The organism is Pseudomonas sp. NPDC085632, from assembly GCF_044541255.1.
Taxonomy (GTDB): domain Bacteria; phylum Pseudomonadota; class Gammaproteobacteria; order Pseudomonadales; family Pseudomonadaceae; genus Aquipseudomonas.
The window spans coordinates 123952-138983 of the sequence record NZ_JBITSX010000006.1; the positions used below are offsets into that span (position 1 = coordinate 123952).

Genomic DNA, 15032 nt, shown 5'->3' on the forward strand with positions numbered 1-15032 from the left:
TTAGTGGGACGCCTGGGGACGGGGCCGTCCTACACATCGAGCGACAAATTATGTTGAATGATAATGATTGTCAATTGAGAAAGAGAACTAATGATCCAAATCGGTGCGATGTGAGAACTGCGACACGCCGCCACACCCCGGTCCCATTGGCGATCCAGCCTGCCGACTAATTATTTCAAGACGTCATCCGTTCTCATTGGTGAATGGTTACGGGGGCACGACCCCGGCCAGACAGCATTCCAGCGCCTTGCGCGGTCGGCACAGACCGCGCCCAGCAGGCCCTTCGCAGGGCGTGACGCAGCAACCCGATTCCATTAGCAAGCCGAATTCAGGCAGGAAACCTCATGACCGACGCGTTCGAACTCCCCAGCACCCTGGTCCAAGCCCTCCAGCGCCGCGCGGCCCTGACGCCGGATCAACTGGCCTTGCGTTTTCTCGCTGAAAACGAAGAGCAGGCTGTGGTACTCAGTTATCGCGAGCTGGATGAACGCGCGCGCACCATTGCTGCCGCGCTGCAAGCCGAGGCTGCATTGGGGGATCGCGCGGTGCTGCTGTTCCCAAGTGGCCCGGATTACGTCGCGGCGTTTTTTGGTTGCCTGTACGCCGGTGTGATCGCGGTGCCGGCCTATCCGCCGGAGTCCGCGCGTCGTCATCATCAGGAGCGTTTGCTGTCGATCATTGCCGACGCCGAACCGCGCCTGCTGTTGACCAGCGCCGATCTGCGCGACGCCTTGCAGCAGATCGAAGGCGCGCCGCCGCTGTTGTGTGTCGATACCCTCGACCGAACGCTGGCTGAAAACTGGGTTGAACCTAATCTGTCGCAAGACCATATCGCTTTCCTGCAATACACCTCCGGCTCCACCGCGTTGCCCAAAGGCGTGCAGGTCAGCCACGGCAATCTGGTTGCCAACGAGCTGTTGATTCGTCACGGTTTCGGTATCGATGTGAACCCGGACGACGTGATCGTCAGCTGGTTGCCGCTGTACCACGACATGGGTTTGATCGGCGGTCTGCTGCAGCCGATTTTCAGCGGTGTGCCGTGCATCCTGATGTCACCGGCCTACTTCCTCGGTCGGCCATTGCGCTGGCTGGAAGCGATCAGCGAATACGGCGGCACCATCAGCGGCGGGCCTGATTTCGCCTATCGCCTGTGCAGCGAACGGGTCAGCGAATCGGCACTTGAACGCCTCGACCTGAGCCGCTGGCGCGTGGCCTATTCCGGCTCCGAGCCGATTCGCCTCGACACGCTGGAGCGCTTCGCCGAGAAGTTCGTGACGTGTGGGTTCAGCGAAGACAGTTTCATGGCTTCGTACGGTCTGGCCGAGGCCACGCTGTTCGTCGCCGGCACACCTCGTGGCACCGGCATTCCGGCTCTGCGTGTGGACGATCAAGCCTTGGCGCAAAACCGCGCCGAGGCGGGCGATGGCAGCCCGATCATGAGCTGCGGCATCAGTCAGCCGGAGCACGCTGTGCTGATCGTCGAGCCGAGCTCGCTGGAAGAACTGGCCGACAATGCCATCGGTGAAGTCTGGGCCGCCGGCCCGAGCATCGCCCTAGGCTACTGGCGCAACCCTGAAGCCAGCGCCAAGACCTTCGTCCAGCACGCGGGCCGCACCTGGCTGCGCACCGGCGACCTCGGTTTTACCCGAAGCGGTGAACTGTTCATCACTGGCCGTTTGAAAGACATGCTGATCGTGCGCGGCCACAACCTGTATCCGCAAGACATTGAGAAGACCGTCGAGAACGAAGTGGAGGTCGTGCGCAAGGGCCGTGTCGCTGCGTTCGCCGTCACTCAGGGCGGTGAAGAGGGCATCGGTATCGCTGCGGAAATCAGCCGCAGCGTGCAGAAAATCCTGCCGCCGGAAGCGTTGATCAAAGCCATTCGCCAAGCCGTGGCCGAGGCTTGTCAGGAAGCGCCGAGCGTGGTGGTGCTGCTCAATCCTGGCGCCTTGCCGAAAACTTCCAGCGGCAAGTTGCAGCGCTCGGCGTGCCGCAATCGGCTGGCCGATGGCAGCCTCGACAGCTACGCGGTGTTTCCGTCGACCACGTCCGACACTCAGGACGCGACAGCCAGCGCTTCGGAACTCGAAACCTTGATCGGCAATATCTGGGCCGAGCAACTCAACGTCAAACAGGTCAGCGCTGACGATCACTTCTTTCTGCTCGGCGGCAACTCGATTGCCGCCACGCAAGTGATCGCCCGAGTACGCGAAGAACTCAGCCTTGAGCTGAACCTGCGCCTGCTCTTCGAAGCGCCAACGTTGTCCGCATTCGCCGCTGCCGTGGCGCAACAGCAACAGGATGGCGGCTGCGCCCAAGGTGCAATCACCGCGTTGTCGCGCAGCGAGCCGATGCCGCAATCGCTGGCGCAAAACCGTCTGTGGATCACCTGGCAACTCGATCCGCAGAGCAGCGCCTACAACATTCCCGGTGCCCTGCGTTTGCGCGGTGAACTGGACGAAGACGCCTTGCGCGCCAGCTTCCAGCAAATGATCGAGCGCCACGAATCCCTGCGCACACGCTTCTTCGAGCGCGACGGCGTAGCCCTGCAGCAAGTCGAGGCCGCCGCCGAATTCAACCTGCAACTGATCGACATCAGCGACTTGCCTGCGCCTGAACGCGAGGCCCGCGCCCAGCAAATCCGCGAGGACGAAGCGCGCACTCAGTTCGACCTGGAAAAAGGCCCGCTGCTGTGGGTGACGCTGGTGCGTCTCGACGACGAAGATCACCAATTGCTGGTGACCCTGCACCACATCATTGCCGACGGCTGGTCGCTGAACGTGTTGATCGACGAATTCTCGCGCCTGTACGCCGCCGCTTCGCAAGGCGCGACCGCCAACCTCGCAGCCTTGCCAACCCAATACGCCGACTACGGCAGCTGGCAGCGCCAATGGCTGGTGCAGGGCGAGGGCGAGCGGCAACTGGCGTACTGGAAAGCGCAGTTGGGCGACGAGCACCCGTCGCTGGAATTGGCCACTGATCATCCGCGTTCGGCTCAAAAAATCCACAGCGCCGCACGCCATACCGTGCGTCTGGGCGCCAGCCTCAGCGATGCGATCCGCAACACAGCGCAGGCGCAGCAATCGACGCCGTTCATGCTGCTGCTCTCGGCATTCCAGAGCCTGTTGCATCGCTACAGCGGTCAGCGCGACATCCGCATCGGCGTGCCGAATGCCAACCGTCCGCGCCTGGACACTCAAGGCCTGATCGGTTTCTTCATCAACACCCAAGTACTGCGCGCTGAAATCGATTCGCGCCTGTCATTCGTTGAGCTGCTGGTCCAGACCCGCGAAGCCGCACTGGGTGCACAAGCCAATCAGGATCTGCCGTTCGAACAACTCCTCGAAGCGTTCCCGCAGGCCCGCGAACAAGGTTTGTTCCAGGTCATGTTCAACCACCAGCAGCGTGATCTGAGTGCGCTCAAGCGCCTGCCCGGTCTGCTCGCCGAAGAGCTGCCGTGGCACAGCCGCGAAGCCAAGTTCGACCTGCAACTGCACAGCGAAGAAGACCGTAACGGTCGCCTGACGCTGTCGTTCGACTACGCCAGCGAACTGTTCGATGCCACGACCATTGCGCGCCTGGCCGAGCACTTCAGCAACCTGTTGCGCACTGTCTGCGAACGTCCGGAACAGGCCATCGGCGACCTGCAATTGCTCACCGTCAGCGAACACGACCAGCAAAAAAACTGGAGCGTCGCACCGTGCACCCCAGCGCAACAATGGTTGCCGGAACGGCTCAACGAACAGGTGCGGCAGACCCCGGAACGCACCGCGCTGGTGTGGGACGGCGGCAGCCTCGACTTCGCTGAACTGCACGCTCAGGCCAACCGTCTCGCACACTATTTGCGCGACAAAGGCGTCGGCCCGGACGTTTGCGTGGCTATCGCCGCTGAGCGTTCGCCACAACTGTTGATCGGTCTGCTGGCGATCATCAAGGCCGGTGGCGCCTATGTCCCGCTGGACCCGGATTACCCGGCCGATCGACTGGCGTACATGCTCAGCGACAGCGGCGTCGAATTGCTGCTGACCCAGACTGAATTGCTCGAGCGCTTGCCGGCCAGCGACGGCGTCAGCGTGATCGCCATGGATGCGTTGCACCTGGAAAACTGGCCGAGCCAGGCACCGGGTCTGCACCTGCACGGCGACAACCTCGCCTACGTGATTTACACCTCCGGTTCCACCGGCCAGCCGAAAGGCGTCGGCAACACCCACGCGGCACTGGTTGAGCGTCTGCAATGGATGCAGAACGCCTACGCGCTCAATGAAACCGATGTGCTGATGCAAAAGGCACCGATCAGTTTCGACGTGTCAGTGTGGGAGTGTTTCTGGCCGTTGATCACCGGTGCTCGTCTGCTGATCGCCGGCCCCGGTGAACACCGCGATCCGCATCGCATTGCTCAACTGGTTCAGGAATATGGCGTGACCACGCTGCACTTCGTACCGCCGCTGCTTTCGCTGTTCATCGATGAGCCACTGAGCGCCGAATGCACCAGCCTGCGCCGGGTGTTCTCCGGCGGTGAAGCGCTGCCCGCCGAACTGCGCAACCGCGTCCTCGCACAACTGCCAGCGGTGCAACTGCACAACCGTTACGGCCCGACTGAAACCGCGATCAACGTCACCCACTGGCATTGCACCACTGCCGATGGCGAACGTTCGCCGATCGGCCGTCCGCTGGGCAATGTGATTTGCCGCGTGCTCGATGCCGACCTCAATCCCGTGCCGGCCGGCGTGCCGGGTGAGCTGTGCATCAGCGGCATTGGTCTGGCTCGCGGTTACCTCGGTCGCCCATCGTTGACCGCGGAACGTTTTGTGGTCGATCCGCTGGGCGAGCAGGGCGCGCGTTTGTACCGCACCGGCGACCGTGCACGCTGGACCGCTGATGGCGTCATCGAATACCTCGGTCGCTTCGATCAGCAAGTCAAACTGCGTGGTTTCCGCGTCGAACCGGCAGAAATCGAAGCGCGTCTGCTCGCCCAGAACGGTGTCGCCCAAGCCGTGGTGCTGGTGCGTGAAACCGCTGCCGGCGCGCAATTGATCGGCTACTTCACCGCAACCGATGCCAGCGAAGACGCAGACGAGCAAATCACTCGGATGAAAGCCGCGCTGGCCGCCGAGCTGCCGGAATACATGGTTCCGGCGCAACTGATGCGTCTGGACGCAATGCCCCTGAGCCCAAGCGGCAAACTCGACCGCCGCGCCTTGCCCGAGCCGCAATGGCAGGTGCGTGAACACGTCGAGCCGGTGACCGAACTCGAACAACAGATCGCCGCGATCTGGCGCGAAGTGCTCGGCCTGACGCAAATCGGTCTGCGCGACGACTTCTTCGCCCTCGGCGGTCACTCGCTGCTGGCCACGCAAATCATCTCGCGCACCCGTCAGGCCTGCGACGTCGAACTGCCGCTGCGTGCCTTGTTCGAGCACAGCGAACTGGGTAATTTTGCCGAGCAGATCCGCCTGATCCAGGCCAGCGGCCGCACCAACAAACAGCCGCCGATCAACAAGGTTGATCGCAGCAAACCGGTGCCGTTGTCGTACTCGCAACAGCGCATGTGGTTCCTCTGGCAGATGGAACCGGACAGCCCGGCGTACAACGTTGGCGGCATGGCGCGTCTGCGTGGCGTGCTGCATGTCGAGCGTTTCGAATCGGCGTTGCAAGCGCTGATCCTGCGCCACGAAACCCTGCGCACTACGTTCCCGAGTGTCGACGGCGTTGCGCGTCAGCAGGTGCATGCCGAGACCGGCGTGCGCATGGGCTGGAAGGATTTCTCAAAACTTGCCGCCGATGTGCGCGAGCAAAAGGTCCAGCAATTCGCCGACGAAGAGGCGCATCTGCCGTTCGATCTGGAAAGCGGTCCGCTATTGCGTGCTTGTCTGGTGAAGACTGCCGAGCAGGAACATTACTTCGTTCTGACCCTGCACCACATCGTTACCGAAGGCTGGGCGATGGACATTTTCGCCCGCGAACTCAGCGCGTTGTACGAAGCGTTTGTCGATGACCGCGATTCGCCGCTGGAACCGCTGCCGGTGCAGTACCTCGACTACAGTGTCTGGCAGCGCAACTGGCTGGAATCCGGTGAGCGTCAGCGTCAACTCGATTACTGGACCGCACAACTCGGCCGTGAACATCCGCTGCTGGAATTGCCGGGCGATCGCCCGCGTCCGCCGGTGCAAAGCCATCAGGGCGAGCTGTTCCGTTTCGATCTGAGCGACGATCTTGCCGCGCGGGTTCGTGCGTTCAACGCGCAAAACGGTCTGACCTTGTTCATGACCATGACCGCCGCGCTCGCCACGCTGCTGTACCGCTACAGCGGCCAGACCGATCTGCGCATCGGCGCGCCGGTGGCCAACCGTATTCGTCCGGAAAGTGAAGGGCTGATCGGTGCGTTCCTCAACACCCAAGTATTGCGTTGCCAGCTCGACGGCATGATGTCGGTTGGTCAGTTGTTCGAGCAGGTGCGTCACACCGTGATCGAAGGGCAGTCGCATCAGGACCTGCCGTTCGATCATCTGGTTGAAGCCTTGCAGCCGCCGCGCAGCGCCGCTTACAACCCGTTGTTCCAGGTGATGTGCAACGTGCAGCGCTGGGAATTCCAGCAGAGCCGCATGCTTGCCGGCATGACAGTCGAGTACCTGGCCAACGATGCGCGGGCGACCAAGTTCGACCTCAACCTGGAAGTCACCGACCTCGACCATCGCCTCGGTTGCTGCCTGACTTACAGCACCGACCTGTTCGATGAGCCGACTATCGCGCGCATGGCCAGACATTGGCGCAACTTGCTGGAAGCGCTGATCGCCGATCCGCAACAACGCCTCAGCGAATTGCCGCTGCTCGACGCTCCGGAGCAACAGCACCTGCTCGACAGCCTCGGCGTCGAGCCGGGCGAACATCGCCTCGATCAGTGCATTCATCACCTGTTCGCCGAACAAGCGCTGGCGCGCAAAGACGCACCTGCGTTGACCTTCGCCGGGCAGACCCTGAGCTACGCCGAGCTCGACGCCCGCGCCAATCGCTTGGCCTGGGCCTTGCGTGAGCGTGGTGTCGGTCCGCAAGTGCGCGTCGGTCTGGCGCTGGAGCGTTCGCTGGAAATGGTCATTGGCCTGCTGGCGATTCTCAAGGCCGGCGGTGCGTACGTGCCGCTGGACCCGGAATACCCGCTCGACCGTCTGCATTACATGATCGAAGACAGCCGCATTGGCCTGCTGCTCAGCGATCGCGCGATGTTCAAAGCCCTCGGCGATCTGCCGGCGAGTGTGGCGCGTTGGTGCCTGGAAGAGGACAGCGCGGCACTTGCTGATTACCCGGCCACTGAACTGCCGTTTATCAGCCTGCCGCAGCATCAGGCGTACCTGATTTACACCTCGGGTTCGACCGGTAAACCAAAGGGCGTGGTGGTCTCTCACGGCGAAATCGCCATGCACTGCCAGGCGGTGATCGAGCGGTTTGCCATGCGCCCCGACGACTGCGAGCTGCACTTCTATTCGATCAACTTCGATGCGGCGACCGAGCGTCTGCTGGTGCCGCTGCTCAGCGGTGCGCAGGTCGTGTTGCGTGCACAAGGTCAGTGGGACGCGGAAGAAATCTGTGGCTTGATCCGCACGCATAAAATCAACGTGCTCGGTTTCACCCCGAGCTACGGCAGCCAGTTGGCGCAGTTCCTGTCGACGCAAGATGAAATTCTGCCGGTGCGGATGATCATCACCGGCGGTGAAGCATTGACCGGTGAACACCTGCAACGGATTCGCGCGGCATTCAAACCAGCGATGTTCTTCAACGCTTACGGCCCGACCGAAACCGTGGTCATGCCAATGGCCAGTCTGGCACCGGAGGTGCTGGAGGAGGGCGCCGGCAGCGTGCCGATCGGCAGTATGATCGGGGCGCGTGTCGCGTACATTCTCGACGCCGATCTGGCGCTGGTGCCGCAAGGCGCGACCGGTGAATTGTTCGTCGGTGGTGCCGGTCTGGCTCAGGCCTATCACGACCGTCCGGGCATTACCGCCGAACGTTTTGTCGCGGACCCGTTCGCCAGCGATGGCGGGCGCATGTACCGCACTGGCGACCTGGTGCGCCAGCGTGCCGATGGCTTGGTGGAGTACCTTGGGCGAATCGACCATCAGGTGAAGATCCGTGGTTTCCGTATCGAGCTGGGCGAAATCGAAACGCGCCTGCTCGATCACGATTCGATTCGCGAAGCCGTGGTGCTCGCCCTGGACGCGCCAAGCGGCAAACAACTCGTTGGTTATTTAGTCACTGAAGTCGCCGAGCAAAACGAAGCCAGACAGGCTGAACTGCGCGACGCTCTCAAGGCGCACCTCAAGGTACAGCTGCCGGATTACATGGTGCCGACGCACCTGATTTTGCTGGCGAGCATGCCGCTGACCGCCAACGGCAAACTCGACCGCCGCGCATTGCCGGCGCCGGATCCTGAGTTGAATCGTCAGGACTACGTCGCGCCAAGCAACGAACTGGAGCAGACCCTGGCGCAGATCTGGTGCGAGGTGCTCAACGTCGAACAGGTCGGCCTCAACGACAACTTCTTTGAATTGGGCGGCGACTCGATTCTGTCGATTCAAGTGGTCAGCCGTGCGCGACAGCAGGGCATTCATTTCAGCCCGCGTGATCTGTTCCAGCATCAGACTGTGCAGACACTCGCCGCGGTGGCCAGCCGCACCGAACAAGTGACGGCCGAGCAGGGGTTGGTGGTTGGCGAATCGGCGCTGACGCCAATTCAGCACTGGTTCTTCGACACTGAAATTCCTGAGCGACAGCACTGGAACCAGGCGTTGTTGCTGGAACCGACCGTGCCGCTGGAACCGCACCGTCTGGAGCAGGCGTTGCTGGCCGTGATCGAGCAGCATGACGCCTTGCGTCTGCGTTTCACCGAGGTCGACGGCCAGTGGCAAGCGACGCACCAACCGGTGTCCGATGCCGCCGTACTGTGGCAAGTGCGCGTGACCTCGATGGCCCAGTGCGAAGCGCTGTTCGCCGATGCCCAGCGCAGCCTCGACCTTGAACAAGGGCCGTTGGTGCGAGCCGTAATGGTCGATGGACCGCAAGGTCAGCAACGGTTGTTCATTGCCATCCATCACTTGGTAGTCGACGGTGTTTCGTGGCGCGTGTTGCTCGACGATCTGCAAACCGTGTATCGCCAACTCGACGCCGAACAAGCAGTAAAACTGCCAGCGAAAACCAGTGCCTTCAAGGACTGGACGGCGCGTTTGCAGGCCTACGCTGGCAGCGAATCCCTGCGCGAAGAACTCGACTGGTGGCAGACCCAACTGGCTGGCCCGAACGCTGATCTGCCTTGCGAAAACCCACAGGGCGGCCAGCAGAATCGTCACGCACAAACCGTCAGCGTTCGCCTGGATGCCGAGCACACCAAACAGTTGCTGCAAAATGCGCCGGCAGCCTATCGCACGCAGGTCAACGACCTGCTGCTGACGGCGTTGGCCCGCGTGCTGTGCCGCTGGAGCGGGCAACCGTCGGCGCTGATTCAACTGGAAGGCCACGGTCGCGAAACCCTGTTCGACGAGATCGATCTGACCCGCACTGTCGGCTGGTTCACCAGCGCTTACCCGCTGCGACTGACCCCGAACAACATCGAAGAGGCCGCCGGGCAGGGCGCTTCGATCAAGGCGATCAAGGAACAACTGCGTGCGGTGCCGCACAAAGGCCTGGGCTACGGCGTACTGCGTTATCTCGCCGATGACCTTAGTCAGCGCAGCATGGCCGCGTTGCCGCAGGCGCCGGTCACCTTCAACTACCTCGGCCAGTTCGACCAGAGTTTCGGCAGTGACGCGCTGTTCCGTCCGCTGGATGAGCCGGTCGGCGCCGCCCACGATCCGCAGGCGCCGTTGCCGAACGAACTGAGCGTCGACAGCCAGGTTTACGGCGGTGAACTGCTGTTGCGCTGGACCTTCAGCGCCGAGCGTTATGACGCGCAAACCATCAACGATCTGGCCGACGCCTATCTCGGCGAGCTGCAAAGCCTGATCAGCCATTGCCTGCAAGACGAGGCCGGTGGCCTGACACCGTCGGACTTCCCGCTGGCGAAACTGACTCAGGCGCAACTCGATGCGTTGCCGGTGCCGGCCGCACACATCGAAGATGTCTATCCGCTGACGCCGATGCAGGAAGGCATGTTGCTGCACACCTTGCTCGAGCCGGGCACCGGTCTGTACTACATGCAGGATCGCTACCGCATCAACAGCGAGCTCGACCCGGAGCGTTTCGCCGTGGCATGGCAAGCGGTGATCGCCCGCCACGAAGCGTTGCGTGCGTCGTTCTGCTGGAACGTCGGCGAAGACATGCTGCAAGTGATTCACACCCCGGGTCGCACGCCGATCGAGTACCTGGACTGGAGCGCCATCGCCGAAACCGAGCAGGAGCCGAAGCTGCAAGCGCTGCTGAAAAACGAGCGCGAGGCCGGTTTCGATCTGCTCAATCAGGCGCCGTTTCACCTGCGCCTGATCAAGGTCGGCGCGGCGCGTTACTGGTTCATGATGAGCAACCACCACATCCTCATCGATGCCTGGTGCCGCTCGTTGCTGATGAACGACTTCTTCGAGATTTACACCGCGATGGGTGAGGGTCGTGAAGCGCAACTCGCCGTGCCACCGCGTTATCGCGATTACATCGGCTGGCTGCAACGTCAGAGCCTCGCCGAAGCGCGGCAGTGGTGGCAGCAGAACCTGCAAGGGTTCGAGCGCACCACACCGATCCCGAGCGACCGTCCGTTTCTGCGTGAGCACGCCGGTGAAAGCGGTGGCATGATCGTCGGCGACCGCTACACCCGCCTCAATGTCGAAGACGGCGCGCGTCTGCGGGAACTGGCGCAGGCCCATCAGCTGACCATCAACACCTTCGCCCAAGCGGCGTGGGCGCTGGTGCTGCGGCGCATGAGCGGCGATCGTGACGTGCTGTTCGGCGTCACCGTGGCCGGGCGTCCGGTGGAAATGCCGGAGATGCAGCGCACTGTCGGCCTGTTCATCAACAGCATCGCGCTGCGGGTGCAGATGCCGGCCGATGATGAACGCAGCAGCGTGCGTCAGTGGTTGAGCGGTCTGCTCGATAGCAACATGCAGCTGCGCGAGTACGAATATCTGCCGCTGGTGAACATTCAGGAACAGAGTGAATTGCCGAAAGGCCAGCCGCTGTTTGACAGCCTGTTCGTGTTCGAAAACGCTCCGGTGGAAGTCTCGGTTCTGGATCGCGCGCAGAGTCTCAACGCGACCTCGGACTCGGGCCGTACGCACACCAACTTCCCGCTGACGGCGGTGTGCTACCCGGGCGATGACCTCGGTTTGCACCTGTCGTACGACCAGCGTTATTTCAATGAGTCAACCATCGAACGCATGCTTGGCGAGTTCAAACGTCTGCTGCTGGCGCTGGTCGATGGCTTCCATGGCGACATGGCCGATCTGCCGCTGCTGGGCAGCGAAGAGCAGGACTTCCTGCTGCATGGCTGCAACCAGAGTGCCCACGATTATCCGCTGGAGCAGAGCTATGTTGCGCTGTTCGAAGCGCAAGTTGCCGCGCATCCGCAGCGCATCGCCGCGACGTGCCTTGATCAGCAACAGAGCTACGCCGAGCTGAACCAGAATGCCAACCGTCTCGGCCATGCACTGGTCGCGGCCGGGGTGCAGATGGATCAACCGGTGGCGTTGCTTGGCGAACGTAATCTCGATCTGCTCGGCATGATCATTGGCAGCTTCAAGGCCGGCGCGGGTTATCTGCCGCTGGATCCGGGCCTGCCGAGTCAGCGTCTGCAGCGCATCATCGAGCTGAGCCGCACGCCGGTGCTGGTCTGCACTCAGGCGTGCGTTGAACAGGCGCAGACCCTGCTGGATGAATTCAGTTGCGCCAATCGTCCAAAGTTGCTGGTGTGGGAAGAGATTCAAGCGGCAGCGACATCGGCGCAGGACCTGGGCATTTACAGCGGCCCGGACAACCTCGCTTACGTGATCTACACCTCGGGTTCGACCGGCCTGCCGAAAGGCGTGATGGTCGAGCAGCGCGGCATGCTCAACAACCAGTTGAGCAAGGTGCCGTACCTGCAACTGAGCGATGCCGACGTGATCGCCCAGACCGCTTCGCAAAGCTTCGATATTTCGGTCTGGCAGTTCCTTGCCGCACCGCTGTTCGGTGCGCGGGTGGACATCGTGCCGAACACCATCGCCCACGATCCGCAAGGTTTGCTGGTGCATGTGCAGGCCCAAGGCATCACCGTGCTGGAAAGCGTGCCGTCGCTGATTCAGGGCATGCTCGCCTCGGAGCGCCTGAGCCTTGATGGCTTGCGCTGGATGTTGCCGACCGGTGAAGCGATGCCACCGGAACTGGCGCACCAATGGCTGCTGCGTTACCCGGACATCGGTCTGGTCAACGCTTATGGCCCGGCGGAATGCTCGGATGACGTGGCGTTCTTCCGTGTCGACATGGCCTCGACGCGCGGCAGTTACTTGCCGATCGGCACGCCGACCGACAACAATTTGTTGTACTTGGTCGACGGCGCGCTGGAGCTGGTGCCGCTGGGTGCGGTGGGTGAGTTGTGTGTGGCCGGGACCGGCGTCGGTCGTGGTTACGTCAGCGATCCGTTGCGTACCGCGCCGGTGTTTGTGCCGAACCCGTTCGGTGCGCCGGGCGAGCGTCTGTATCGCACCGGTGACCTGGCGCGGCGCCGCAGCGACGGTGTGCTGGAATACGTTGGCCGGGTTGACCATCAAGTGAAGATTCGCGGTTACCGTATTGAGCTGGGTGAGATCGAAGCGCGCCTGCACGAACAACCGGAAGTCCGCGATGGCGCGGTCGGTGTACAGGAAGGCGTCAACGGCAAGCACCTGGTCGGGTATCTGGTGGCTGCTGATAGCGCGCTGAATCCAAGTGAACGCCTGGAGCGGATCAAACAGCGCCTGCGCGCCGAACTGCCGGAATACATGGTGCCGCTGCACTGGTTGTGGCTCGACCAGCTGCCGCTCAATGCCAACGGTAAACTCGATCGCAAAGCCCTGCCGGCGCTGGAGATCGGCCAGTTGCAGAGCCAGGATTATCTGGCCCCGCGCAATGAACTGGAGCAGACCCTCGCGGATGTTTGGGCCGAGGTGCTGAAGGTCGAGAAGGTGGGTGTGCGCGACAACTTCTTCGAACTGGGCGGGCATTCGTTGCTGGCCACGCAGATTGCCTCGCGGGTGCAGAAAACCCTGCAACGTGACGTGCCCCTGCGGGCGATGTTCGAGTGCAGCACGGTGGAGGAGCTGGCCGAGTACATTGATGGATTGGCGGCGAGTGATATCACCGAGGAGAAGGTCGATCGGTTGAATGATCTGATGGCGGAGCTGGAGGGTCTGTAGTTTTTTCGGTGTCTGTACCGGCCTCATCGCTGGCAAGCCAGCTCCCACAGTAATCGAACATGATCACAAATTTTGTGTTCACTCTAGAACCTGTGGGAGCTGGCTTGCCAGCGATGGCGTCAGTGCATTCAACACATTCAACAGGAACATTTTAGACATTTGCCCGATTGACGATCAGCAACCGGCAGCTCAGTCTGCCGGTTCTCTTTTTTGTCGCGGGGGTGGTCGATGCCTTTTTTCACGGTTGACGGACAAGCGCTGCATTACATTGATCAAGGCACTGGTCCGGCGGTGTTGCTCGCCGGCAGTTATCTGTGGGACCACGCCATGTGGGCGCCGCAGATTGCCGCGTTATCGCCGCATTATCGGGTGATTGCACTGGATCTGTGGGGCCATGGCGAGTCGGGGCGGTTACCCGAAGGCACGACATCACTGGACGACATCGCCCGTCAGGCGCAGGCCTTGCTCGATCATCTGGACATCGATCAGGTCACCCTCGTCGGGCTGTCGGTTGGCGGCATGTGGGGCGTGCGCCTGGCGTTGTCGGCACCGCAACGGCTCAACGGTCTGGTGCTGATGGACACGTATGTTGGTGTCGAGCCTGAGCCGACTCGTCAGTACTACTTCTCGCTATTCAAGCAGATAGAAGACACCGGCGAAATTTCCGAACAACTGCTCGATATCGTGGTGCCGATCTTCTTCCGCCCGGGAATCGATCCACAGTCGGCGTTGTATCAGGATTTCCGTGCAAAACTGGCAGCGTATTCGTCTCATCGACTGCGCGAAAGTATCGTGCCGATGGGGCGTATCACCTTTGGTCGCGATGATTTGTTGCCACGTCTGGGCGAGTTGAATGCGGCGACCACGCTGGTCCTGTGCGGCGATCAGGACAAGCCGCGACCACCGTCGGAAACAAAGGAAATGGCCGAGTTGATCGGTTGCCCGTGGGTACTGGTGCCGCAGGCGGGGCATATCTCCAATCTGGAGAATCCCGAGTTTGTCACGGAGGTGTTGTTTACCTTCCTCAGCGAGCGCAACCGGCATACCGCGTAATCGTTCTTCGCGAGCAAGCTCGCTCCCACAGTGATTGAAGTCATAACAAATTCTGTGTACATCACAAATCTCTGTGGGAGATTCTATGTTTCAGGAAAGCCATGCATCCTCACATGCAGGTGGTATTCGCGCTGGTTTTTCATCAGAGCGATGCCACTCGGTAACTCTTGCAGGCGAGGATAATCAAGGCTTGAGTTTTGGCCGGACGTCTTGCCAAGTTGGCCTCGTAGAACATATTCCAAACAGGAGACCGGCAGGCAGTCATTACGGCATTGTGAGTAAGACGCCGTAAGTCTCCATATCTTTTGGGCGCGACATCACCCACCAACCGCAGGCCTCGCTCGATCAACTGCAATCGATGAAGTACCGTCGTCGGCGGTATGGGGGCACGTTTGGAATTGTCGGCCCCACAGCGGATCAACGGTCTAATGCCGATGGATACCCACCTCGACGTCAAACCGCAACCACCGATCAGCGGTATTACTCACTGGTTAAGCAAGTTGAAGAAACCGGGAAATCTCCGAGCTTCTGGATATCGTCGTGCCGATTTTCTTCCACCAAAGGATCGATTCTCAGTCAGTTGCTTTTGGGGTTGGTGCCTGAGAGGGGGGCATATCTCCAATCTGGAGAATCCAA

The 15032-nt window shown here is 61.4% G+C and carries 2 protein-coding genes and 1 pseudogene; all 3 read left to right on the forward strand.

Features of this window, described 5'->3' with window-relative positions; genetic code table 11:
- Positions 1 to 344: 344 nt before the first annotated feature.
- Positions 345 to 13343 carry a non-ribosomal peptide synthetase gene (locus tag ACIF4X_RS07685; RefSeq protein WP_397481632.1) on the forward strand — a complete coding sequence of 4333 codons (12999 nt, stop codon included), beginning with the start codon at positions 345 to 347 and terminating at the stop codon, positions 13341 to 13343.
- Between the two features lie 228 nt (positions 13344 to 13571).
- A complete protein-coding gene (locus tag ACIF4X_RS07690) occupies positions 13572 to 14396 on the forward strand; it encodes an alpha/beta fold hydrolase (RefSeq protein WP_397481633.1) in 825 nt (274 codons plus the stop codon).
- A gap of 371 nt (positions 14397 to 14767) precedes the next feature.
- Positions 14768 to 14984 (forward strand): annotated as a pseudogene (locus ACIF4X_RS07695) (alpha/beta hydrolase); the annotation flags it as partial.
- Between the last annotated feature and the right edge of the window lie 48 nt (positions 14985 to 15032).

Excerpts from the sequence above, each read along its gene's own strand:
- ACIF4X_RS07685 (WP_397481632.1), top strand. The coding sequence starts at position 345 with ATGACCGACGCGTTCGAACTCCCCAGCACCCTGGTCCAAGCCCTCCAG.
- ACIF4X_RS07690 (WP_397481633.1), top strand. The coding sequence starts at position 13,572 with ATGCCTTTTTTCACGGTTGACGGACAAGCGCTGCATTACATTGATCAA.